At 62.2% G+C, this 19382-nt stretch carries 17 protein-coding genes; 6 read left to right on the forward strand and 11 right to left on the reverse strand.

The window, feature by feature from the left end; all coding sequences use genetic code 11:
- Positions 1 to 116: 116 nt before the first annotated feature.
- Complete coding sequence (locus ACRAWE_RS08060) at positions 117 to 1067, reverse strand: MBL fold metallo-hydrolase (protein ID WP_432525223.1); 951 nt, start codon at positions 1065 to 1067, stop codon at positions 117 to 119.
- Positions 1068 to 1126: 59 nt separating this feature from the next.
- Positions 1127 to 1870, reverse strand: a complete 744-nt coding sequence (locus ACRAWE_RS08065; protein WP_063919411.1) for an SDR family oxidoreductase — start codon at positions 1868 to 1870, stop codon at positions 1127 to 1129.
- A gap of 110 nt (positions 1871 to 1980) precedes the next feature.
- Between ACRAWE_RS08065 and ACRAWE_RS08070 the strand changes: the two genes are divergently transcribed.
- Positions 1981 to 2871, forward strand: coding sequence for a LysR family transcriptional regulator (locus ACRAWE_RS08070; RefSeq protein WP_432525224.1), 891 nt, complete (start codon positions 1981 to 1983; stop codon positions 2869 to 2871).
- Positions 2872 to 2969: 98 nt separating this feature from the next.
- Here the strand turns inward: ACRAWE_RS08070 and ACRAWE_RS08075 are convergent, their stop codons facing one another.
- Genes ACRAWE_RS08075 through ACRAWE_RS08085 form a run of 3 tightly spaced genes read right to left on the reverse strand, consistent with a single transcriptional unit; the run spans position 2970 to position 6966 of the window.
- Positions 2970 to 4274: a c-type cytochrome gene (locus ACRAWE_RS08075; RefSeq protein ID WP_432525225.1), complete on the reverse strand. Its 1305-nt coding sequence runs from the start codon at positions 4272 to 4274 to the stop codon at positions 2970 to 2972.
- A gap of 11 nt (positions 4275 to 4285) precedes the next feature.
- Positions 4286 to 4744, reverse strand: a complete 459-nt coding sequence (locus tag ACRAWE_RS08080; RefSeq protein WP_063919409.1) for a (2Fe-2S)-binding protein — start codon at positions 4742 to 4744, stop codon at positions 4286 to 4288.
- A complete protein-coding gene (locus ACRAWE_RS08085) occupies positions 4744 to 6966 on the reverse strand; it encodes a molybdopterin cofactor-binding domain-containing protein (protein ID WP_432525226.1) in 2223 nt (740 codons plus the stop codon). The genes ACRAWE_RS08080 and ACRAWE_RS08085 overlap by 1 nt, the downstream gene beginning before the upstream one ends.
- Before the next feature lie 271 nt (positions 6967 to 7237).
- Here ACRAWE_RS08085 and ACRAWE_RS08090 point away from each other — a divergent pair, with 271 nt between their 5' ends.
- Positions 7238 to 7729 (forward strand): DUF1003 domain-containing protein, encoded by a 492-nt coding sequence (locus ACRAWE_RS08090; protein ID WP_019456353.1) that lies wholly within the window; start codon positions 7238 to 7240, stop codon positions 7727 to 7729.
- A 12-nt stretch (positions 7730 to 7741) separates the two neighbouring features.
- On the opposite strand, the gene ACRAWE_RS08095 is transcribed toward ACRAWE_RS08090, so the two are convergent.
- The 3 genes from ACRAWE_RS08095 to ACRAWE_RS08105 all read right to left on the reverse strand — a co-directional run bounded on the left by ACRAWE_RS08095 (position 7742) and on the right by ACRAWE_RS08105 (position 10486).
- Positions 7742 to 8566, reverse strand: a complete 825-nt coding sequence (locus ACRAWE_RS08095; RefSeq protein ID WP_025159731.1) for a M55 family metallopeptidase — start codon at positions 8564 to 8566, stop codon at positions 7742 to 7744.
- A gap of 16 nt (positions 8567 to 8582) precedes the next feature.
- Positions 8583 to 9641 carry a P1 family peptidase gene (locus tag ACRAWE_RS08100; protein ID WP_063919407.1) on the reverse strand — a complete coding sequence of 353 codons (1059 nt, stop codon included), beginning with the start codon at positions 9639 to 9641 and terminating at the stop codon, positions 8583 to 8585.
- 98 nt (positions 9642 to 9739) lie between these two features.
- Positions 9740 to 10486 carry a sulfite exporter TauE/SafE family protein gene (locus ACRAWE_RS08105; protein WP_063919406.1) on the reverse strand — a complete coding sequence of 249 codons (747 nt, stop codon included), beginning with the start codon at positions 10484 to 10486 and terminating at the stop codon, positions 9740 to 9742.
- A gap of 106 nt (positions 10487 to 10592) precedes the next feature.
- Here ACRAWE_RS08105 and ACRAWE_RS08110 point away from each other — a divergent pair, with 106 nt between their 5' ends.
- Positions 10593 to 11507 (forward strand): LysR substrate-binding domain-containing protein, encoded by a 915-nt coding sequence (locus ACRAWE_RS08110; protein ID WP_063919405.1) that lies wholly within the window; start codon positions 10593 to 10595, stop codon positions 11505 to 11507.
- Positions 11508 to 11595: 88 nt separating this feature from the next.
- Here the strand turns inward: ACRAWE_RS08110 and dcp are convergent, their stop codons facing one another.
- The gene (gene dcp / locus ACRAWE_RS08115) at positions 11596 to 13797 is read right to left on the reverse strand and encodes a peptidyl-dipeptidase Dcp (RefSeq protein ID WP_432525227.1); all 2202 of its coding nucleotides are present in this window, start codon (positions 13795 to 13797) and stop codon (positions 11596 to 11598) included.
- Between the two features lie 106 nt (positions 13798 to 13903).
- Positions 13904 to 14818, reverse strand: a complete 915-nt coding sequence (locus ACRAWE_RS08120; protein ID WP_063919617.1) for a LysR family transcriptional regulator — start codon at positions 14816 to 14818, stop codon at positions 13904 to 13906.
- 103 nt (positions 14819 to 14921) lie between these two features.
- Between ACRAWE_RS08120 and ACRAWE_RS08125 the strand changes: the two genes are divergently transcribed.
- Positions 14922 to 16085: an MFS transporter gene (locus ACRAWE_RS08125; protein WP_211129414.1), complete on the forward strand. Its 1164-nt coding sequence runs from the start codon at positions 14922 to 14924 to the stop codon at positions 16083 to 16085.
- Here ACRAWE_RS08125 and guaD read toward each other — a convergent pair.
- Positions 16070 to 17386, reverse strand: a complete 1317-nt coding sequence (gene guaD / locus ACRAWE_RS08130) for a guanine deaminase (protein ID WP_432525228.1) — start codon at positions 17384 to 17386, stop codon at positions 16070 to 16072. The two genes, ACRAWE_RS08125 and guaD, sit on opposite strands and share 16 nt — an antisense overlap.
- Before the next feature lie 427 nt (positions 17387 to 17813).
- Here guaD and fecI point away from each other — a divergent pair, with 427 nt between their 5' ends.
- Entirely contained in the window at positions 17814 to 18338 is a 525-nt protein-coding gene (fecI, locus tag ACRAWE_RS08135; protein ID WP_025159729.1) for a ferric citrate uptake sigma factor FecI, read from the forward strand.
- The gene (gene fecR, locus ACRAWE_RS08140; protein ID WP_063919402.1) at positions 18335 to 19291 is read left to right on the forward strand and encodes a ferric citrate uptake sigma factor regulator FecR; all 957 of its coding nucleotides are present in this window, start codon (positions 18335 to 18337) and stop codon (positions 19289 to 19291) included. Before fecI ends, fecR begins: the two co-directional genes overlap by 4 nt.
- The last annotated feature ends 91 nt before the right edge of the window (positions 19292 to 19382 follow it).

A 19382-nucleotide genomic window follows, 5' to 3' on the forward strand; every position in this document is an offset into this window, starting at 1 on the left:
CGTACCGCGTGAAAGCCCTTCGCCCTGCAGGGAAGCGGCTTTCTGAACATCAAGAAAAGGGGCCGCCTGGCCCCTTCACATTGTTCTCCTGCCTTATTGCCTCATGCTTATGCCGATTAATGTTGATTAAGCGCGCCATAGTTCAGCGGCTGCCAGTCATAACCCGTCCCCTTTTTATTGATGTAGCCAAGGCCCGGGAAGGACAGATGCGCCCCTGCGACCAGCGCCCTTTGCTGCGCAAGGTCATCGAACAGCCGCTTGCGCTGCGCTACGGCGGCAGGGACATCGATATCATAGGCGATGGCGACATTCGGATCGGGAAACTGCACCGAGGCAACGTGGATCATATCCCCCAAAATCACCATCTTTTTCCCTTTGCTTTCGACGGCGAACACGCTGTGCCCTGGCGTGTGCCCACGCGTATCGATAGCCGAAATGCCCGGGGTGAGTGCCTGATTGCCTTCGAAGGTTTTCAGTTTTCCCGCCGTGACATAAGGCTGTAATGAGGCGATGGCGGCATCGAAGAAACGTTTATCTTTCTCTTCCGCCTGCCGTTTTTTCTCTTCGTTCAGCCAAAAAGCGACTTCGTCTTTTTCCACCCAAACGGTGGCATTCGGGAAGGCAAGACGCTCGTCCGCCATCAAGCCTCCCACATGGTCGGGATGCAGGTGCGTTAAATAAATCTCATCCACCTGCTCCGCCTGATAGCCGGAAGCGTTCAGGTTTTTCATCATGTTGCCCAGCGTGTCGCCATGCAGCGCGCCGGTGCCGGCATCGACCAGAACCAGCTTGCTTCCGGTGTTGATCAGGTAGGCGTTCACCGAGGTCGGCAACGGCAGCGACAGGTTGTTGGCCGCCATTGCCGCTTCAAGCTGCTGCGGCCGGGTGTTGATCAAGATTTTATCGGCGGGCATGGGGCTGATGCCGTCAGACAGGGCCGTCACTTCCAGATTACCCAGCATGATCCGGTAGAACCCGGGATTGTCTGTTTTAGAAAAAGGCGCCGCGGCCATTGCAGCGGCAGAAAAAGCGGCGAAAAAGGCGCCAATAAGCAGATTGCGACGCATAGAATACCTCGTAACGATAAGAAAATACGGCTAAAAGCCCAGGAGGTGCCTCTGGCGATTTAAAATTCCTGCACGGTCGGCCTGATGACAATCTCACTCACATCCACGTCCGAAGGCTGCTCGATCGCATAGGCGATAGCGCGTGCGATGGCATCGGCGGAAATTGCCTGGCTCTGGTAGAGTTCGCCGACGGCCTGCAAACTTTCCGCGTGCGAACTGCCCTGTTTCAGTTCGGTGTCGATCAGGCCGGGGGCGATCGTCGTGGTTCTGATCTTTCCGCCGACTTCGTGGCGCAAACCTTCGGCGATCGCGCTGACTGCGAATTTGGTGCCGCTATAGACCGTGCCGCCGGGGCTGAACACCTTCTTGCCGGCAATGGAGGAAATGGTAATGTAATGACCGAATTGCTGCTTTTCGAACAGCGGCAAGGTGGCCGCGATGCCGTACAGCACGCCTTTCACATTGATATCGATCATCCGTTCCCATTCATCGACCTTTACGGCGCTCAGCGGTGCGATCGCCATCAGCCCCGCGTTGTTGACCAAGACATCAATTTTGCCAAACTGCCTGACGGCCTGGGCGATCATCGCTTCGACCTCCTGGCGCTTCGTCACATCCACCTGCAGCGCCAACGCGGTGCCGCCGTCGCCAACGATTTGCCGAACCAGCGTATCAAGACGATCTTTCCTGCGCGCCGCCACCACCACCGTCGCCCCCTGCGCCGCCAAATGTTTTGCGGTCGCTTCGCCCAGCCCGCTGCTGGCGCCGGTAATCACCACCACTTTGCCTGAAATACGGTTCATCTCTCGTTCCTCTTCTGTTGGTCAGTACGAATACTTTATCCGCCGTTTACCATCAGTAAATGGAAGTGTTATGCTTTTAGAATTCCATTTTTTGGAACAAAGAGGCGAGAGTGCAAAACAGACAAGAAGCCTTGCGCATTTTCTGCTGCGCCGCTGAGGAGATGAACTTTAAACGCGCAGCGACCAGACTCGGCATTTCCCCGCAGAAAGTCACCCGAGCTATCAAAGAATTGGAGTCGTTGCTCGGTGAACAGCTGTTCCACCGCAACACCAGAAACGTAAAAATCACGGATTTCGGCCTCGGCTTTGCTGAGCAAGCCAAAGCGGCGATAGATCAGTTTAACAAGCTGTTTCAGGCGAAAGGGAAAGAGGCGGAAGATCTCACCGGCGTGGTGCGCATCACGGCGCCGCACACCTATGGCAGCGAGGTCGTCATGCCGATACTGGCAGAGTTCGCGCGTTTATATCCTGCGATTACGCTCGAATTCCACCTGTCGAACATCCACAGCGATCTGGTCGATGAAAGAATTGATATCGGCATTCGCATCGGCTTTCTGCATGACCAAACCTGTATCGTTCGCCAGCCCCGAACCATGCCTTTCCATCTGGTTGCCTCGCCGACGCTGCTCGTTCGCCTGCCGCCGCCGGAGCAGATAGACCAACTCGCCCATCTGCCTATTGTCGCGCTGGTGAACCACAAAACAGGGCGCTACTGGCCCTGGGAATTTAGCCAAAAACGTTATCTCTACCCGAAGTCCGCCGCCTTCGTCACCGACACGCCCGATATAGAACGTAAAGCGGTGCTCGCCGGTTTAGGCTTTGGCCAACTGGCCGGATATTTGGTTGAAAAACACCTCGCCGCGGGTGAGCTGGTAGCCGTTCTGCCGGGCGACGCCCCGCCGCCCTGGCCGGTCAACCTCTATCATACGCATCAACACGCCTGCCCTACGCGCGTGCGTTTAGTCTTTGACTATCTTTTCAATCAATTAAGCCAGAGCTAGTCCTACTTTTTCACCGCACTGCCGCCGGCGCAACGGCCATAAAAAAGCGGCGATATCACCGATATCGCCGCCCTCAACATACACGCCGCCGCGATGCGTTACTGCTTGCGCTGCTCCGCTACCTGCTTGGCGGTGACTTTGCCCTGCTTATCGCCGAAGTGGCCGACCACGAAGTTGGCGACCGCCGCCACTTCCTCGTCGGAATAGGCGCTGCCGAACGCCGGCATCATCTCATGCCGATCGCCGATGCTGATGCTCGTCCCCTTCAGGATGGCCTGCACCGCGCTGCGCCCCTGCGGATCGTTCACCGCCGTGCTGCCCACCAGCGACGCATACTCGCTCTGGCGGCCCGGCCCGTTCCACTGGTGGCAGCCGCTGCAGTCGTTGGCGAACAGCCGGCGCCCGAGCGAACTGTCTTGCCCGCCCGGCAGGATCGGGGTGGAAGCCGCCGCGCCCTTCGGCTGCAGGTTCACCGCGGCGGCAGCGTCGCCGGCGATCGGCTCGATGTCGCGCAGGTATTTCACCAACGCCAGATTGTCTTCTTGCGTCAGGAACTGCAGGCTGTTTTCCACCGCTTCCGCCATCGGGCCTGCGGCGCTGCTGCGCCCCGGCGCATGGCCGGTAGCCAGATATTGCGACAGCTGCTGGTCGCTCCAACCGCCGATACCGGTCTGTTTGTCCGGCGTGATGTTGGCAGCGAACCAGCCCTGCACCACTTCACCGCTCAGGTGCTTACTCTGGTTAAGACCAAACCCCAGATTGCGCGGCGTGTGGCACTCGCCGCAGTGGCCCAGCGCCGTCGCCAGATAGGCGCCGCGATTCCACTGTTCGTCCTTGTTGAGATCCGGCGTAAAACGCTGCTCGCTAAAGAACGCCAGGTTCCAGAATTTCATGCCCCAACGCTGGTTGAACGGGAACGACAGATCGTTTTGCGGGTTGGCCTGTTTCACCGGCGGCAGACTGAACAGATAATCCTTGATCGCCAGCACGTCGTCGCGGCTCAGCCCGGTGTACGAGGTGTACGGCATCGCCGGATACAGGTTGCCCTGCGGACCGATGCCCTCACGTACCGCGCGTACGAACTGATCGTCGCTCCAGTTGCCGATGCCGGTCTCCTTGTCGGCGGTGATGTTGGTGCCGTAAATGGTGCCGAACGGCAGTTTAAAGGCGAAGCCGCCCGCATAAGGCGCGCCGCCCGGCGCGGTATGGCACGCCACGCAGTCGGCGGCGCGCGCCAGGTACTCGCCGCGCGCCAGCTTATCGGTGATGCCGGCCGGCGCCCCGGCGATCGGCGCCGCGGGTTCCGCGCCGGTTGGCCGCAGCTGCGTGTACAGCGCGTACCCTCCCGCCAGTACCGCCACGGAGATAATCAGCCATAACAGCCCTTTCAAGGCGTTGCTCATCGCATCTCTCCCTAACCCAATGCCTTGGCGGCCTGGTGGATGGCGGCGCGAATGCGCACATAGGTGGCGCAGCGGCAGACGTTGCCGCCCATCGCCGCATCGATGTCCGCATCACTTGGATTTTTACTTTGCGCCAACAGCGCGCTGGCGCTCATGATCTGGCCGGACTGGCAGTAACCGCACTGCACCACGTCCAGGTCGAGCCAGGCTTCCTGCACCGCTTTGCCCTCCGGCGTGGCGCCCACGGCTTCGATGGTGGTGATTTTCTTGCCGACGGCGGCGGAGACCGGCGTCATGCACGATCGCACCGGCACGCCGTCCAGATGCACGGTGCAGGCACCGCACATGGCGATGCCGCAGCCGAACTTGGTGCCGGTCAGGCCGGCTTCGTCACGCAAGAACCACAGCAGGGGCATGTGCGGGTCACCCTCAAAGGTCAGCGGCTGCTCGTTTACGGTTAATTGCATCATCAGGTTCTCTCCTTGTCAGACGCCGGATTCGCGGTGGGATTATGCAGCGGCAGGTTCAGCGAGCTGCGCGGCCGCCCGAGCAGCGCCAGCGCGTTGCCGACCGCCGGAGCGATGGTCGGCACCCCCAGTTCGCCTATGCCGGTCGGTTTCTCGCTCGAGGGCACGATGATCACCTCGATCTCCGGCATCTCATCGATGCGCAGCGGGCGGTAATTATTAAAGTTGGACTGTTCAACCACGCCGTCTTTCAGCGTAATGTTGCCGTATAGCGCCATGCTGAGGCCGTAGCCGATGCCGCCTTCGATCTGCGCGCGGATCACGTCGGGATTCACCGCCACGCCGCAGTCCACCGCGCACCACACCTTGTGCACTTTCGGAATGCCGCCCTCGCCGATCGACACCTCGGCCACCTGCGCCACATAGGTATCGAACGCCTTGGCGACGCCCACGCCGCGCGCGCGTCCGTCCACCACTTTGGCGCCCTGCCAGCCGGCGGCTTTAGCCACCGCCCGCAGCACGCCCGCCGCACGCGGCGCCTCGCCCATCAACGCCAGCCGCCCTTCAACCGGATCCTGCCCGGTCTCCTGCAGCAATTGATCGATAAAGCTCTCCACCGCGTGGCCGGTGTGGGTGCTGGCGACCGATCGCAGTGAGGTGGTCGGCACCTTGCCGGGCACGATGTGCGCATCGCAGCGGAAGGCTTCGAAGGTATAAGGCACCTCGCTGGCACCCTCGACCATCATCTGATCGAGGCCGTTGACCACCAGCGCATCCATCGCGCTGTGGCGCGTCCAGGAATGGCCGACCACGGTATCGGTCCACCCCACCACCTTGCCACCACGGATGGCACCGCGCAGGCGGTGCAGGATCATCGGGCGATACCAACCATTGCGGATGTCGTCCTCGCGCGTCCACACCACCTTCACACCGTGGCCGGGGCCGATGCCTTTGGCGGCAGCCGCCATGTCGGCCGCCAGGTCCGGCCCCAGCGTCGGGTTACCCAGATCGATGCGCCGCCCAAAGCTGCCGCCCGCCAGAATAGTGTCAATCTGCACCTTGTCCGGCGGCAGTTCGAACAGATCGCACAGCTGCTTGTGATCGAGCGTTTGGATTTGGCAGCCATAGCGCGCCTTGACGCTTTCGCCATCCCAGAACAGGTAACCGTCCAGCGGCTCCATCGGGGCGTGGGCGACGTACGGGAAGGTGTATTCGGCCTCAATCACCTTGTCGGCCTTGTCGAACACCTCGTCCGGCTTACCGAGACTCTTCGCCACCACGCCGGTTTTCTGCGCCACCTGACGGAATTCGGCGTAAATCTCTTCGGTGTTGCGCCGTTCGGCCTGCGCGTCGTCCCAGGTTACCCGCAGCCGCTCCCGTCCCTGGATCGCCGCCCAGGTATTTTTGGCGTAAACCGCCACGCCGGTGGCGATCTGCTTCACCGCCACCACTCCCGGCACCGCCAGCGCGCGCTCGGCGTCGAAGGTCGCCACCTTGCCGCCGAAACGCGGCGGCTTCTTGATGGTGACGGTCAGCATGTCCGGCTCGTGGATATCCTGCGAGAACTGCGCGCTGCCGTTGGTTTTCGCCAGCGAATCGACGCGGTGCAGGCCGCGCGTTTTGCCAATCAGGGTGAAATGGGCCGGATCCTTAAGCGTCAGGCTGGCGGGATCGGGCGGCGGCAGCGTGGCGGCCAACGCGGCGAACTCGCCAAAACCCGCTTCTCGCCCGCTGGCGGCGTGGCGAATCTTGCCCGCCTGCACGGTGATTTCCTGCGCCGAGGTTTTCCAACTCTGCGCGGCGGCCTGCACCAACAGCGCACGCGCCATGGCGCCCATGCGCCGCATCTGCTCATAGGCATTGGCGACCGAGCTGGATCCACCGGTGCCCTGGAATCCAAACGCCAGGTTCTTGTAGACGGAGGTGTCCACCGGCGCGGCCACGACCCGCACCTGCGCCCAGTCGGCATCGAGCTCTTCGGCGACCAGCGTCGCCATGCCGGTATAGACCCCCTGGCCCACTTCGGTGTGTTTACTGATCACGGTGACGATGCCGTCGGTGCCGATCTGGACGAAGGCGTTGGCGTCAAACGCCGCCGCGCCGGAGGCGGCCGGGGCGTTCGAGCGCGCCAGCGCGCCGGTGGACGGCAGATAAGCGCCGATCACCAACGCCCCGGCGCCGACGATGAACCGCCGCCGCGAAAGCGGAACTTGGGATATGCTCATTGCTCATGACTCCAAAAAAACCGAAGGCGTCACTGCCTTCGGCGAAACAAATCTTGTTATGGGAATGGCTTGCCGCGCCGGTCAGGTGATATAGCGCAGCAGAGCAATAATTAGCGTAGCCTATTATTTAGTAGGCTTAATGTTGAAAAGGGATTTTCTATTGGAGAATCGTGCGGTGCGGGCCGGCAACGCCCGACCGTCGCGCGGACAAAATTTTGCATTCATTTGTGCTATAAATGAGGCACTTCCAACCGCAACGAGTCTTACCGCTATGTCGGAACACAAAAAATTTCGCTTGTATCGCCCGCTGAAAGGCCTGACTCACACCTTTGGCGATCAGTGGTTTGCCCTGAAAGCCGAGGCGTTCGCCCGTTTCTTTGGCACCCCGACGTTTTTGGTGGGGCAAACGGTGGTGGTCGGCGTATGGATCTATCTCAACCTGGCGGGCTTCACCAAATTTGACCCTTATCCGTTTATTTTGCTGAACCTGGCGTTCAGCCTGCAGGCCGCCTACGCCGCGCCGCTGATCCTGCTGGCGCAAACCCGTCAGGCCGAGCGCGATCAGGCGCACGCCCTGGCCGATGCCCAGCACCGGGAGGATTTGGATGAGGCGATGGCGCAGCGGCAAACCCTGGTCGAACGGCAATCCGAACAGCTGCTCGAGCTGTTGAAACAAAACACCGAGCTCACCGCCCTGACCAAGCAGATGGCCGAACGCATTGAGCACCTCACTATCCAGTTAACCCAACGCGACCGGCAGTAATGACCGGGATGCTCAGCTCTGCGTCGTCGCCAGATAGGAAAATACGCTGAGCAGGCTGATTTGCGCCGCCATGTTATCGCTGTCGAAGACCACGGTGAGCGCGTCCTGGCGTTGCACGCCGGGCACCAGACTGAACAGATCCGCCAGCACTGGTTTGGCCGCCATCAGCGTCAGCCGATAAGGCGGCATGAAGCGGCGTTCCACGGGCAGCCTGGCGCCCTGTCGCACCTGCTGCATCGCGCGTTCGCGGATCTCGGCGCGCGCCCGTTGCGGGCTGAGCGATTCAGCGGCGGTTTGCGAGATGGCGCGCTTCACGCAGACATAGCCGGCTTGCGGATAGCGTTCGGCGATCCAGCCTTGCAGCTCGTCGTCGCCGCTCACCAGCCACAGCGGCACGTTCAACTCGGCCGCCGCCGCCGCATACAGATCGCTTTCGCCCACCACGTCGCCGTTCAGGCTGACGCGATAAAAGGCCCGGCCGTTGATGGTGTGCGCCAGCACGCCGCGCTCGCCGGCGGCGCTGTGATAACCGATAAACATCAGGCCGTCGTAACGCTGATGCTGCAGCCCTTCCACCATCGACAGCCCACGCGGCTTGCCCTGCACCAGCCGTGCCCGCGCATCGATGCGATCGGCGCGCAGGTTCTGCATCATGGCGTGGCTGTCGGCCACCGTCACCTCGGTGGCGCCGCCGGCGAAAGCGCCGTCGATGGCGGCGTTGACTTCCTGCTCCATCAGCTCGCGCGCCGCCGCATAGTCGGCATGGGCCGGGTTACATTGCTCCGGCCGCATTACGCCGGCTATCCCCTCGATATCTGCAGAGATAAAGACCTTCACATCGGGCTCCCGTAAGTTAATTTGCCGCCGCCAGCCGATCGAGCAGCGGGCCCAGCGCCACGCGCGCATGTTGCTGGAAACCGCTGACGCCTTCCGCGCTCAGCAAGGCATCCAGCACCGCGTATTCGGTGGCGTCCGCCGCCGCCGCAAACAGCGGCTCCAGCCGTTCGTCCGGCAACGTCGCCCCCAACAGCCGAGTGGAGAACGCCAGCGCGATGTCGCCGGAGCCGTGCCCCCAATGGCTGCCTACCCGCCCCAAACCGGCGCCCGCTCGGCGGGCGATACGGTTCAGTTGACGGCTGTCCAGCGCCCGATCGCAGGCGATGATGATGATGACCGAACCGGCGTCTACCTGCGGCGGCGGATCCGCCAACAGTTTGCCCAGCGCCGGACCTACGCGCACGCCGCTCAGCGTCAGCGAGTCGAGGGTGCCGAAGTTGGCCAGCACCAGCACGCCAAGCATGGTGCCTAACCCCGGGCAATAGCGCGAGGCGGTGCCGATGCCGCCCTTCAGGCCGAAGCTGCTCATGCCGCGCCCGGCGCCGACGCTGCCGCGCGCAAAGCGGGTGGAGTGATTATCCAGCGCGCTGAAGACGTGTTCCTCACGCACCGCCATCGCCTGAATATCGTTGAGGTAGCCGTCGTTGCACTCCAGCACCAGCGGATTAATGGTGGCGCTGCCGCGGCCGATCTGCGGATAGCGCAGACAGCTGCGCCGCACCATGGCGTTAAACAGCGTGCCGACGGCGAAGGTATTGCTCAGCAGAATAGGCGTCTGCAACTCCCCCAGCTCATTCAATTGCACCAATCCCAGCGGCTTGGCGAAACCGTTGAGCACCGCACTGCCGCACGGCAGCGGTTGGTTGAACAGATCGCCCGGCGGCACGATGGCGGTGACGCCGGTCTGGCATTCGCCGTCGGCCAGCGTGTGATGCCCAACGCTGACGCCCGGCACGTCGCACAGGCTGTCGGTCGGGCCGGCCGGGTAACGCGCGCCCGGCAGGCGGCGATGACGCCGCCAATAGCTCAGCAGATTGTCGAGGCTTTGTTGTTCAAACACCTGGCTGTCCGTCATGGTTCCCTCGTCCGCCGTTAGCCCATCAGGAAACCAGAATATCGCGCAATGCGCCGCGCCGTAAATTGAAAGCGGAAGGCGCAAGTAAAATTTACCGCCTAATGCATCCCCCGCCACACAATCTCTGCCCCCAGGACCAATAATCCGCTAAAAAAGCAACGACGAAAAATCAGCGGGCTGCAGTGACGGCGCACGATCCCGCCCAGCCACATGCCGCCCAACGCGGGCAACAGCGCCAACAATGAACCGCCGAGCAGCGCGCCGGGCAGCGCCTGATGCCAGGCCAAACCGGCGGCCAGCGCCAGCGTCGAGACGGTGAACGACAGCCCCAGCGCCTGCACCAGATCGTCACGCGCCAGGCCCAATGCGTTCAGATAGGGCACCGCCGGTATGACGAACACCCCGGTGGCGCCGGTCAGTGCACCGGTCACCAAGCCGCACAGCGGCCCCAGCCAAGGCTCCGCCGTGGCGGAAATGCGCCCATTGAAACGGGTAAAACCCAACAGCGCATAACCGATCAGGCAAACGCCCAACGCCAGCGGCGCCAGGCGGCCGTCGCTGGCGGTGAGCGCACCAGCGCTCAGCAACGTGCCCAGCGTAACGCACAGCATCATCGGCCACAGCCGACGGCACAGCGCCCCCAGCATCGGCCCACACAGCAACTGCCACAGGTTGGTGATCAGTGAGGGCAACAGCAGCAGCGCGGCGGCCTGCCCCGGCGGCATCATCAGGCTAAGCAGCCCCATCGACACCGTCGGCAATCCCAGACCGATCGCCCCTTTGACCGTGCCGGCCAGCGTAAAAATGCCCGTCAGTGCGATAATATCCAGTAGCGTCAGCGACATGCGTCTATCCTTATGGCAATCAACGGCCCGATTGTGACCAGCGGCGCGGCGCGGCACAATGCGGCAATGGCAGAGCCTGCCTGCGGCAAAGACAGAGGGAGAACGCATGCATTTTGACTTTATCGATCTGCGGCTGCTGGTGGCGGTGATCGAGACCGGCAGCATCACCGCCGGCGCCGAGCGCGTCGGGCTGTCGCTGGCCGCCGCCAGCGCCCGCATGCGCGGGCTGGAGCAGCAGGCAGGTGTGGCGCTGCTGACGCGCAATCCGCGCGGCGTCCAGGTGACGGCCGCCGGTGAACGCTTATTGCAACACGCTCGTTTGCTGTTGCAACAGCGCGACCGGCTGCGCGGCGAAATGGCCGAGTTTGCGCCGGGCCAGCGCAGCCAACTGCGCATCGTCGCCAATACCGTCGCCGCCGACGCCTTTTTGCCGGAGCTGCTGGCGGATTTTCTGGCGCTGCACCCGCACACCGACATCGCGCTGGAGGAGCTGCCCAGCCCGGCTATCGCGCAGGCGATCGCCGAACGGGCGGCGGATATCGGCATCGTGGCGGATCACGCCGACCTGCGCGGTCTGGTCAGCTATCCTTTTCGCCAGGATCGTCTGGTGCTGGCGCTGCCGCCGGGGCATGCGCTCAGCGGCCGCCGCCAGATCGGCTTTGCGGACGCCCTGCCTTTTGATTTTATCGGCCTGCCGCAAGAGAGCGCGCTGCAACAGCATCTGGAGCAGCTGGCGATACGCAGCGGCGGCCCAATGCGGCTGCGGGCGCGCGCCGGCCATTTCGACGCCATCTGCCGCATGGTGCTGCGCGGCGCCGGGCTGGCGGTAGTGCCGGAAGAGAGTGCCCGGCGCCATGCAGAAATTCAACGCAGCGCCCTCGCGCTGACGGACGATTGGGCGACCCGGCGTCTGTCTATTGCGGTGCGTGAACTGGCGCAGCTGCCGCTGCCGGCGCAGCGGTTGGTGGCATTCCTGCGCCAGGGAGAGGAGGATCTTGCCGACCGCACGGCAACGGATTAACCCTCAACCTTTCTCTAACGCCTCGACGCCAAAAAAGACGAAGGGCGCATCACGCGCCCTTTTGTTGACTTACCGGGAATGGACGAACTTACTCGTCCTTCAGCCCGCGGTTGAGCAGCATCGGCTCGATGCTCGGTTCTTTGCCGCGCCAGTCGATGTACAGCTTCTCCAGATCCTGGCTGTTGCCGCGCGACAGGATCATGTCGCGGAAGCGCTGGCCGTTTTCGGCGGTCAGTCCGCCGTGTTCGGTGAACCACTGGAAGGCATCGTCCGCCAGCATTTCCGTCCACAGATAGGCATAGTAGCCCGCGGCGTAGCCGTTACCCCAGATGTGCTGGAAGTAGCTGGAGCGGTAGCGCGGCGGCACATAGCTGAGATCCACCTTGTCTTTTTGCAGCGACTCGGCCTCGAACTTGTCCACGTCCTGCTGCGGCTGATCGGCGGTCAGCATGTGCCAGTGCATATCCAGCAGCGCGGCGGACAGCAGCTCGGTCATGCTGTAGCCCTTGTTGAACTTGTCGGCCTTCTTGATCTTGTCGACCAGTTCCTGCGGCATCGCCTCGCCGGTCTGGTAATGTTTGGCGAAGTGGCTGAACACTTTCGGATCGCTGACCCAGTGTTCGTTGAACTGCGACGGGAACTCGACGAAGTCGCGCGCGGTGTTGGTCCCCGACAGGCTCGGGTATTCCTGATCGGCGAACATGCCGTGCAGCGCGTGGCCGAACTCGTGGAACATGGTGATCACGTCGTCATACGACAGCAGCGCCGGCTGGCCCGGCGCCGGTTTGGTGAAGTTGGCCACGTTGTAGATCACCGGCTTGGTGCCGTTGAGTTTCGACTGATCGACGAAGTTGCTCATCCAGGCGCCGCCGCCCTTGTTGTCGCGCTTGAAGTAATCGGTGTAGAACAGCGCCAGCGATTTGCCGTCCTTGTCGAACACTTCATACACCTTGACGTCCGGCTGGTAGACCGGGATGTCCTTGCGTTCTTTGAAGCTGATGCCGTACAGCAGGTTGGCGGCGTAGAACACGCCGTTGTTCAGCACGTTGTTCAGCTCGAAGTAAGGTTTGATCTGCGACTCGTCCAGATCGTACTTGGCCTTGCGCACCTGTTCGGCGTAGAACTGCCAGTCCCAGGCCTGCACCTTGAAGTCGCCCTTCTGCTGATCGATCACCGCCTGAATGTCTTTGGCTTCACGCTCGGCGCGCGCGGTGGCCGCCGGCACGATGTTGCGCATAAAGCTCAGCGCAGCATCCGGCGTCTTGGCCATCTGGTTTTGCAGCTTCCAGGCGGCGTAGTTCGGGTAGCCCAGCAGTTTGGCCTGCTCGGCGCGCACCTTGGCCAGACGGGAAATGGTCTGGCGGGTATCGTTGCCGTCGCCTTTTTCCGCACGCGTCCAGGAGGCGTCGAACAGCGCTTTACGGGTGTCGCGATCTTTCAGGCTCTGCAGCAGCGGCTGCTGCGTGGTGTTCTGCAGCACCAACAGCCACTGTTTCTCCAGCTTGCGCTCGGCGGCCGCCTGCGCGGCTGCGGCCAGCTCGCCTTCCGACAGGCCGTCCAGCTTCGCCTGGTTAGTTATCGCCAGCGCGCCGTTTTTGCTCGCCGCCAGCAGTTTGTTGGTGAACTGGGTGCTCAGCGTCGCCGCTTCCTGGTTCAGCGCTTTCAGCTTGGCCTTGTCGGCGTCCGACAGGTTGGCGCCCGCCAGCTCGAAGTTTTTGTAGGTCACTTCAACCAGCCGACGCGACTCCGGATCCAGCTTCAGCGCATCGCGATCCTGATAAATGGCCTTGATGCGCGCGAACAGCTTGCCGTTGAGCATGATGTCGTCGTTCAGCGCCGCCAGCTTCGGCGAAGTCTCTTCATCCAGCTTCTGCAGCGCATCGCTGGTGTTGGCCGAGGTCATGGCGCCGAACACGTTCATTACCCGCGTCAGCAGCGAACCGGCCTGCTCCAGCGCCACGAAGGTGTTCTTGAAGTTGGGCTTAGCCGGGTTGTTGGCGATCTTCTCCACCTCTTCCCGCTTTTGCTTGATGCCCGCTGCGATCGCCGGCGCGTAGTCGCTTTCCTTGATCAGGTTGAACGGCGGTGCCTGGAACGGCAGACGGCTTTGATAGAAGAACGGATTTTGAGTCTTTTGCTGGTCGTGATGATTGGCTTCACCGGTCACGGTAGCCTCCTTCGCCTGGCCGCTGGGCAGCGCGCTATGGTCGGCGTGTGGTTGGGTTTCTGCTGCCTGTGCCTGCGAGCCCAGCGCCATGCCGATCGCCAGCACCAATGTGGATAAACGCATCAAATCGAAACTCCTCCATGTTCACGGAATAAGGTCTCGGGGAATGGCTCCCTCTGAGTCACCACCTAGCTTAGGCGCAGTTGGCAGTTTGAGCAAAAACAAGTGATTAGAAGTTAGTCGCCTCGCCAACCTGCTGTATCAGGAACGTCAGCAGCGCACGCGTTTTGGCCGGCAGATAGCGGCGGCCGGGGTAAACGGCATACAGCTGCAGCGGCGCCGGCGGCAACGCCAGCGGTATCTCAACCAAACGTCCGTCGGCCAGAAACGGCCGGCAGCCGAGCTCGGAGAGCATGGCGAAGCCCACGCCGGCCAGGGCGGCCTTCAGCGCCATCTCCCCGCTATTGACGCGATAACGCGCATTGACCGGTACGGTAACGAAGGTTCCGTCCGGGTGAACGAACTGCCACGGCCTCCCCTTCAGCGCATCCACCGTGCTGATACAGGGCAATTGCGTGAATTGTTCAATCTTCGACGTCGGCGGCCACTGCGCCAACAGCGCCGGAGCGGCTACCACGATGCAAGGAAAGGTCGCCAGCGGCTGCGCGACATAGTCGCTGTCGTCCAGCATGCCACGGCTGATCATGACCGCCAGATCGACATCGTCCAGCAGCGACGCCATCCCCGCCAGATTGGTGACGCAGCTGATTTCGATCTGCGGATGCTGCACGGCGAAGGCCGCTAACGGATCGCCCAACAGGTAGGGCCCCACTTCATTGGGCACGCACAGACGCAGCGGCCCACGCAGCTGTTGCTGCCGTTCGCTGAGCGTTTGCGCGGTATGATCGAGCGACGCCAGCAGCGGCTGTGTCCGCTCATGCAATAGCTGGCCGTTCGGCGTCAACCGCATTGAGCGGGTGCTGCGTTCGATTAATCGCTGGTCGAGCTGGCGCTCCAGCTGCGAGATAGCGCGGCTGACGTTAGAGGTCGGCATGGCCAGCGCCCGAGCGGCCCCGACGAAACTGCCTTGTTCCACCACCGCCACAAAAATGCGTAACAGGTTTAAATCCAATTTGGCGCGCATGATTATCCCGATTTTGATAATAAACCCTGCCATTTCTACCACCTAATCCTGGTAAACGCCAAACGCTACACTGCCGGCCTGATTCTGCAACCGATGGATGCTTATGTCCCCGACAAGAAAGCTTACGGCGATCGCGCTGGTTATCACCTTTATTCAGTTCACCAACGCCCTGGAATACATGGTTTTCAACCCGATATTCCTCTATATGGCCGCCGATTTTTCGGTGCCCGTCAGCTTCGCCGGCTATGTCAGCGCGGCCTATACGCTGGCCGCGGTAATTTCCGGCATCGGCGCGTTTTTCTGGATCGGCGGCGTTGAGAAGCAGCGTTTTCTGCTGTTCAACGTCGCGCTGCTGGGCGTGACGACCTTAGTGATCGCCGCCACTCAGCAGTTCTATTGGCTGCTGGCGCTGCGGCTGTTGGCCGGTCTGTTGGGCGGCACCACGATGGGCGTCGGGATCGGCTTGCTGCTCAACGCCGCGCCGGCCGCGCTGCACGGCCGGATGCTGGCGACGGTGATTTCGTCCTTTTCGCTGGTGAGCATTGTCGGCATGCCGGGCATGCTGTACCTGTGCGAGGTGGCGAGCTGGCGCGTTGCGCTGGTGGCGATCGGTGGGCTGTGTCTGCTGGCGGCGGTGTTGGTGGCGCTGTTCGTTCCCAGGGATGCGCCGCAGCCGCAGGCCGCCGCCCCCGCCACGCTCGATCGCCGTTTGTTGCTGTTCGCCTCCGCCGCCGGCCTGACACAGTTCAGCCCGATGCTGCTGATTCCGGTACTGGCGCCGCTGCTTACCCAGCGGCTACAGGTGGCCGACGCGCATTTGGCCTGGCTGTTTCTCATCGGCGGCGTGGCCGGCTATCTGGCGACCGTGCTGGCGGGACGCTGGCTGCAACGTTTTGGCGCCGTGACGCTGACGCTGGGTGCCACGCTGTTGCTGTTGGGTAGCCTGTGGTTGGCGGCGTGCGGTGGCGATCGCGGCGAACTGTTCATGATTGCGTTTCTCGCGGCGGCCTACGCGCGACTGGTGGCGATCTCTTCCCTGAGCATGCGCTGGCCGGACCATCAGCAACGCGCGGCCTTCGGCGTGCTGCAAACCGCCCTGATACACCTGAGCGCCACGGCGGCCTTTTTGCTCTCCTCCGCGTTGCTCGGCAGCGGCTTCACCCCGCTCGGTTTGCAACGTCTGTTATGGCTGTGCGCGCTGAGCGCCGTCGTCGCCGCGCCGCTCAGCGTTTGGCTGCAGGCGCGGCTGCGTCAGCGCGCCGCCTGATAAACCACCTTACCGTCCACATAGGTGCGATAAATGTTGCGATCGTCCCCCAGCGTCATCAGCACGAACCCTTGTTCCGCCGACGTGGCGCTGTTGACGCAGCGCAACTGCTGCAGCGGCGTCACCGCCGGATCGAGCACCACGAAATCCGCCTCTTTGCCGACGTTGAAGTTGCCGATTTTGTCGTCCAGCGACAGCGCGCGGGCGCCGCCCAGGGTGGCATGGTAGAACGCCTCTAAAGCAGAGAGCCGGTAATGCTGCAGCTGGCCGACCTTGTACGCCTCGCCCAGCGTGCGCAGCATGTTAAAGGTGGTGCCTGCCCCCACGTCGGTGCCGATGCCGAGCTTCACCCGCTTGCGCCAGGCCTGCTGCAGGTCGAACAGCCCGCTGCCGAGGAACAGGTTGGAGGTGGGGCAAAAGGCGATCGCCGAGCGGGTATCGCACAGGCAGTCCCACTCCTGTTCCTCCAGATGCAGGCAGTGGGCGAACACGCTTTTATCGCCAGTCATGCCATAACGATGGTAAACATCCAGATAGCTCCGGTGCTGCGGGAACAGCGCTTTAACCCAGGCCACTTCCTGCGGGTTCTCGCTCAGGTGCGTTTGCAGCCAGACGTCGGGATACTCTTCGCGCAGCCGCTGAACCTGCGCCAGCAGCGCCGGCGTACTGGTGGGCGCAAAGCGCGGCGTAATGGCGTAACCGAGGCGGCCTTTGCCGTGCCAACGTTCAATCAGCTCACGCGTCTGGCGGTAACTCTGCTCCGGCGTTTCCAGCAGCGCCTCCGGCGCATGGCGATCCATCATCACCTTACCGGCGATCAGGCGCATGTTCAGCGTTTGCGCCTGGCCGAACAAGGCGTCGACCGACTGTGGATGCACCGTGCCGAACACCAACGCGGTGGTGGTGCCGTTACTCAGCAACTGCTGCAGAAAGAAGGCCGACATCTCGTCGGCGTGCCGTTGGCAGTCGTAACGGCTTTCGGTCGGGAAGGTGTAATTGTTTAACCAGCCCAACAGCTGGTCGCCATAGGCACCGATCATTTCGGTTTGCGGGTAGTGGATGTGGGTATCGATAAATCCCGGCACGATCAGTTTGTCGCGATATTCCGTGACCGCGAAGCCCGGCGGCAGCAGCGCCTCGCCCTGCTGCCAGCTGCCGAACCAGACGATGACGCCGTCGTTCAGCAGCAGCAAACCGTCGGGAACATGCCGCAGGCGTTCGTCGAGCTGTTGCGGCTCCTCCACACAGGCGGAGATATCAAAAAAATTGCCACGAATAGCCGTGGTGAATTGCAGTGCCATTATTTTCTTCCTTGTCGCGACCGGCGCGCCTCACCCGCGTAATAACCCACGCAGATGAAACAATGCCTTTTGTTACCCAAACGCTAAGACCGGCTTAAGCATAGCAAGCCGTATGCCAGTTGACGGCGCCAAAATACATTATTGTTAAAAAACAAAATGATATTAATTAATCAGAGGAATTGACCGGCAAAAAAGAATAAAGCAAACCATCGATCCTCTCCGGCAGATCAATAGCAACCGTTTGCCTGCCAAAATAACACCGCGCCGCTGCACCATGAATGGGCAAGCGAATATCTTCACGGCGCACGGCTTATTTCAACGCCGCGCCTGGGGGTTGAATCTCGGCCTGAGGACAACGGCCAAACTTGAAACGATAACCATTCTCAATTATCATCCGCGCATCTTTTTGACCAGCAATGCGAAAATCATGTCCGCCACCGCTTCTGCCCCGCACACCGCGCTATCGCGCCTCTACGCCACCCATCACGCCTGGTTGCAGGGATGGCTGCGCCGACGGCTGGGCTGCGCGTTCGATGCGGACGACGTGGCGCAAGATACCTTCATGCGCCTGCTGAAAAGCGACGCCGCGGCGACCCTGCGCGAACCGAAAGACTTTCTGGTTACCGTCGCCAAGCGGGTGATGGTCGATCTGTTCCGCCGCAGAACGCTGGAGCGCGCTTATCTGGAGATGCTGGCGCTGATCCCGGAAGGCTACGCCCCGTCGCCGGAGCAGCGCCAGAGCCTGCTGGAAAGCCTGCAGCAGATCGACGCCATGCTCGACGGCCTCGGGCCCAAGGTGAAGCAGGCCTTTCTGTTGTCGCAGCTCGAAGGCCTGGGCTATGCGGACATCGCCGCGCGCCTCGGCGTGTCGGTCAGCTCGGTTAAAAAATACATGGCCAAGGCCACCGAACACTGCCTGTTGTTCAGCCTGGAAAACGACGTTTTCTCATGAGCAACGCCATCACCCCGGAGCAGCGCCAGGCGCTGAAAATGGCCGCACACTGGTACGCCCTGCTGTGCGATGAGCACGTCACCGAACGCCAGCGCCAACAGTGGCAAGCCTGGCACCAGCAGCATGACGATCACCGCTGGGCATGGCGGCGCGTCGAAGCGTTGCAGAGCCAGCTGCAGGGCGTGCCGGGCAAGTTCAGCTACCGCGCGCTCGATCGCGCCGGCCGCCAATCGGCGATCGACCGCCGCACGCTGCTGAAAAGCCTGCTGCTGTTGCTCGGCGTGGGCGGTGGCGGCTTCTTTTATCAGTCCCCGCTCGGCCGGGAGCTGCGTGCCGACTACCGCACCGCCACCGGCGAAATCAAACCCATTGTATTAAGCGACGGCACCCAGTTGGTGCTGAATACCGCCAGCGCGGTCGATGTGCATTACGACGATCGCCAACGGTTGATCCGCCTGCACGCCGGGGAAATCAGCCTGATCACCGGACGCGACGCCCGGCCGCTGTGGGTGCAAAGCCCGCAGGGGGCGATGCGCGCGCTCGGCACCCGCTTTTTGGTGCGCGAGAGCGGCGGCGAGACGCGTCTGACGGTGCTGGAGCATGCGGTTGAAGCGCAGTTGGCGCAGGACGCGCGGCAAACGCGCCGGGTGGATGCCGGCGAACAGATCAGCTTCAGCGCCACGGCCTTCGGCGACAAACACCCCGCCGCGCAAGAGGACGGCTGGCTGCGCGGCGTGCTGAGCGTCAGCCAGTGGCGGCTGGAGCGGGTGATCGCCGAACTGGCGCGCTACCGGCGCGGCCATCTGAGCTGCGATCCGGCCGTTGCCGGCCTGCGCGTCAGCGGCAGTTTCCCACTCAACGATACCGATCGCGCTCTCGCCCTGCTCAGCCAGACGCTGCCGATACGTCTGCAGAGCTTTACCCGCTATTGGCTGCAGATCGTCCCCGCCTGAACTTTTTAAATGAAAATGATAAAAAATCGCATTTTTGATTGTCCCTTTTGCCTTGCTCATCCGACTCCCAGGAAAACACTGCAGCAATAAA

Source organism: Serratia sp. BFP-2025 (assembly GCF_050880365.1).
GTDB lineage: Bacteria > Pseudomonadota > Gammaproteobacteria > Enterobacterales > Enterobacteriaceae > Serratia > Serratia surfactantfaciens.

What these genes read in the sequence shown, in the direction of transcription:
- ACRAWE_RS08060 (WP_432525223.1), bottom strand. Translation starts at nt 1,067, where the DNA reads ATGCGTCGCAATCTGCTTATTGGCGCCTTTTTCGCCGCTTTTTCTGCC.
- ACRAWE_RS08065 (WP_063919411.1), bottom strand. Translation starts at nt 1,870, where the DNA reads ATGAACCGTATTTCAGGCAAAGTGGTGGTGATTACCGGCGCCAGCAGC.
- ACRAWE_RS08075 (WP_432525225.1), bottom strand. Translation starts at nt 4,274, where the DNA reads ATGAGCAACGCCTTGAAAGGGCTGTTATGGCTGATTATCTCCGTGGCG.
- ACRAWE_RS08080 (WP_063919409.1), bottom strand. Translation starts at nt 4,744, where the DNA reads ATGATGCAATTAACCGTAAACGAGCAGCCGCTGACCTTTGAGGGTGAC.
- ACRAWE_RS08085 (WP_432525226.1), bottom strand. Translation starts at nt 6,966, where the DNA reads ATGAGCATATCCCAAGTTCCGCTTTCGCGGCGGCGGTTCATCGTCGGC.
- ACRAWE_RS08090 (WP_019456353.1), top strand. Translation starts at nt 7,238, where the DNA reads ATGTCGGAACACAAAAAATTTCGCTTGTATCGCCCGCTGAAAGGCCTG.
- ACRAWE_RS08100 (WP_063919407.1), bottom strand. Translation starts at nt 9,641, where the DNA reads ATGACGGACAGCCAGGTGTTTGAACAACAAAGCCTCGACAATCTGCTG.
- ACRAWE_RS08105 (WP_063919406.1), bottom strand. Translation starts at nt 10,486, where the DNA reads ATGTCGCTGACGCTACTGGATATTATCGCACTGACGGGCATTTTTACG.
- ACRAWE_RS08110 (WP_063919405.1), top strand. Translation starts at nt 10,593, where the DNA reads ATGCATTTTGACTTTATCGATCTGCGGCTGCTGGTGGCGGTGATCGAG.
- dcp (WP_432525227.1), bottom strand. Translation starts at nt 13,797, where the DNA reads ATGCGTTTATCCACATTGGTGCTGGCGATCGGCATGGCGCTGGGCTCG.
- ACRAWE_RS08120 (WP_063919617.1), bottom strand. Translation starts at nt 14,818, where the DNA reads ATGCGCGCCAAATTGGATTTAAACCTGTTACGCATTTTTGTGGCGGTG.
- ACRAWE_RS08125 (WP_211129414.1), top strand. Translation starts at nt 14,922, where the DNA reads ATGTCCCCGACAAGAAAGCTTACGGCGATCGCGCTGGTTATCACCTTT.
- guaD (WP_432525228.1), bottom strand. Translation starts at nt 17,386, where the DNA reads ATGGCACTGCAATTCACCACGGCTATTCGTGGCAATTTTTTTGATATC.
- fecI (WP_025159729.1), top strand. Translation starts at nt 17,814, where the DNA reads ATGTCCGCCACCGCTTCTGCCCCGCACACCGCGCTATCGCGCCTCTAC.
- fecR (WP_063919402.1), top strand. Translation starts at nt 18,335, where the DNA reads ATGAGCAACGCCATCACCCCGGAGCAGCGCCAGGCGCTGAAAATGGCC.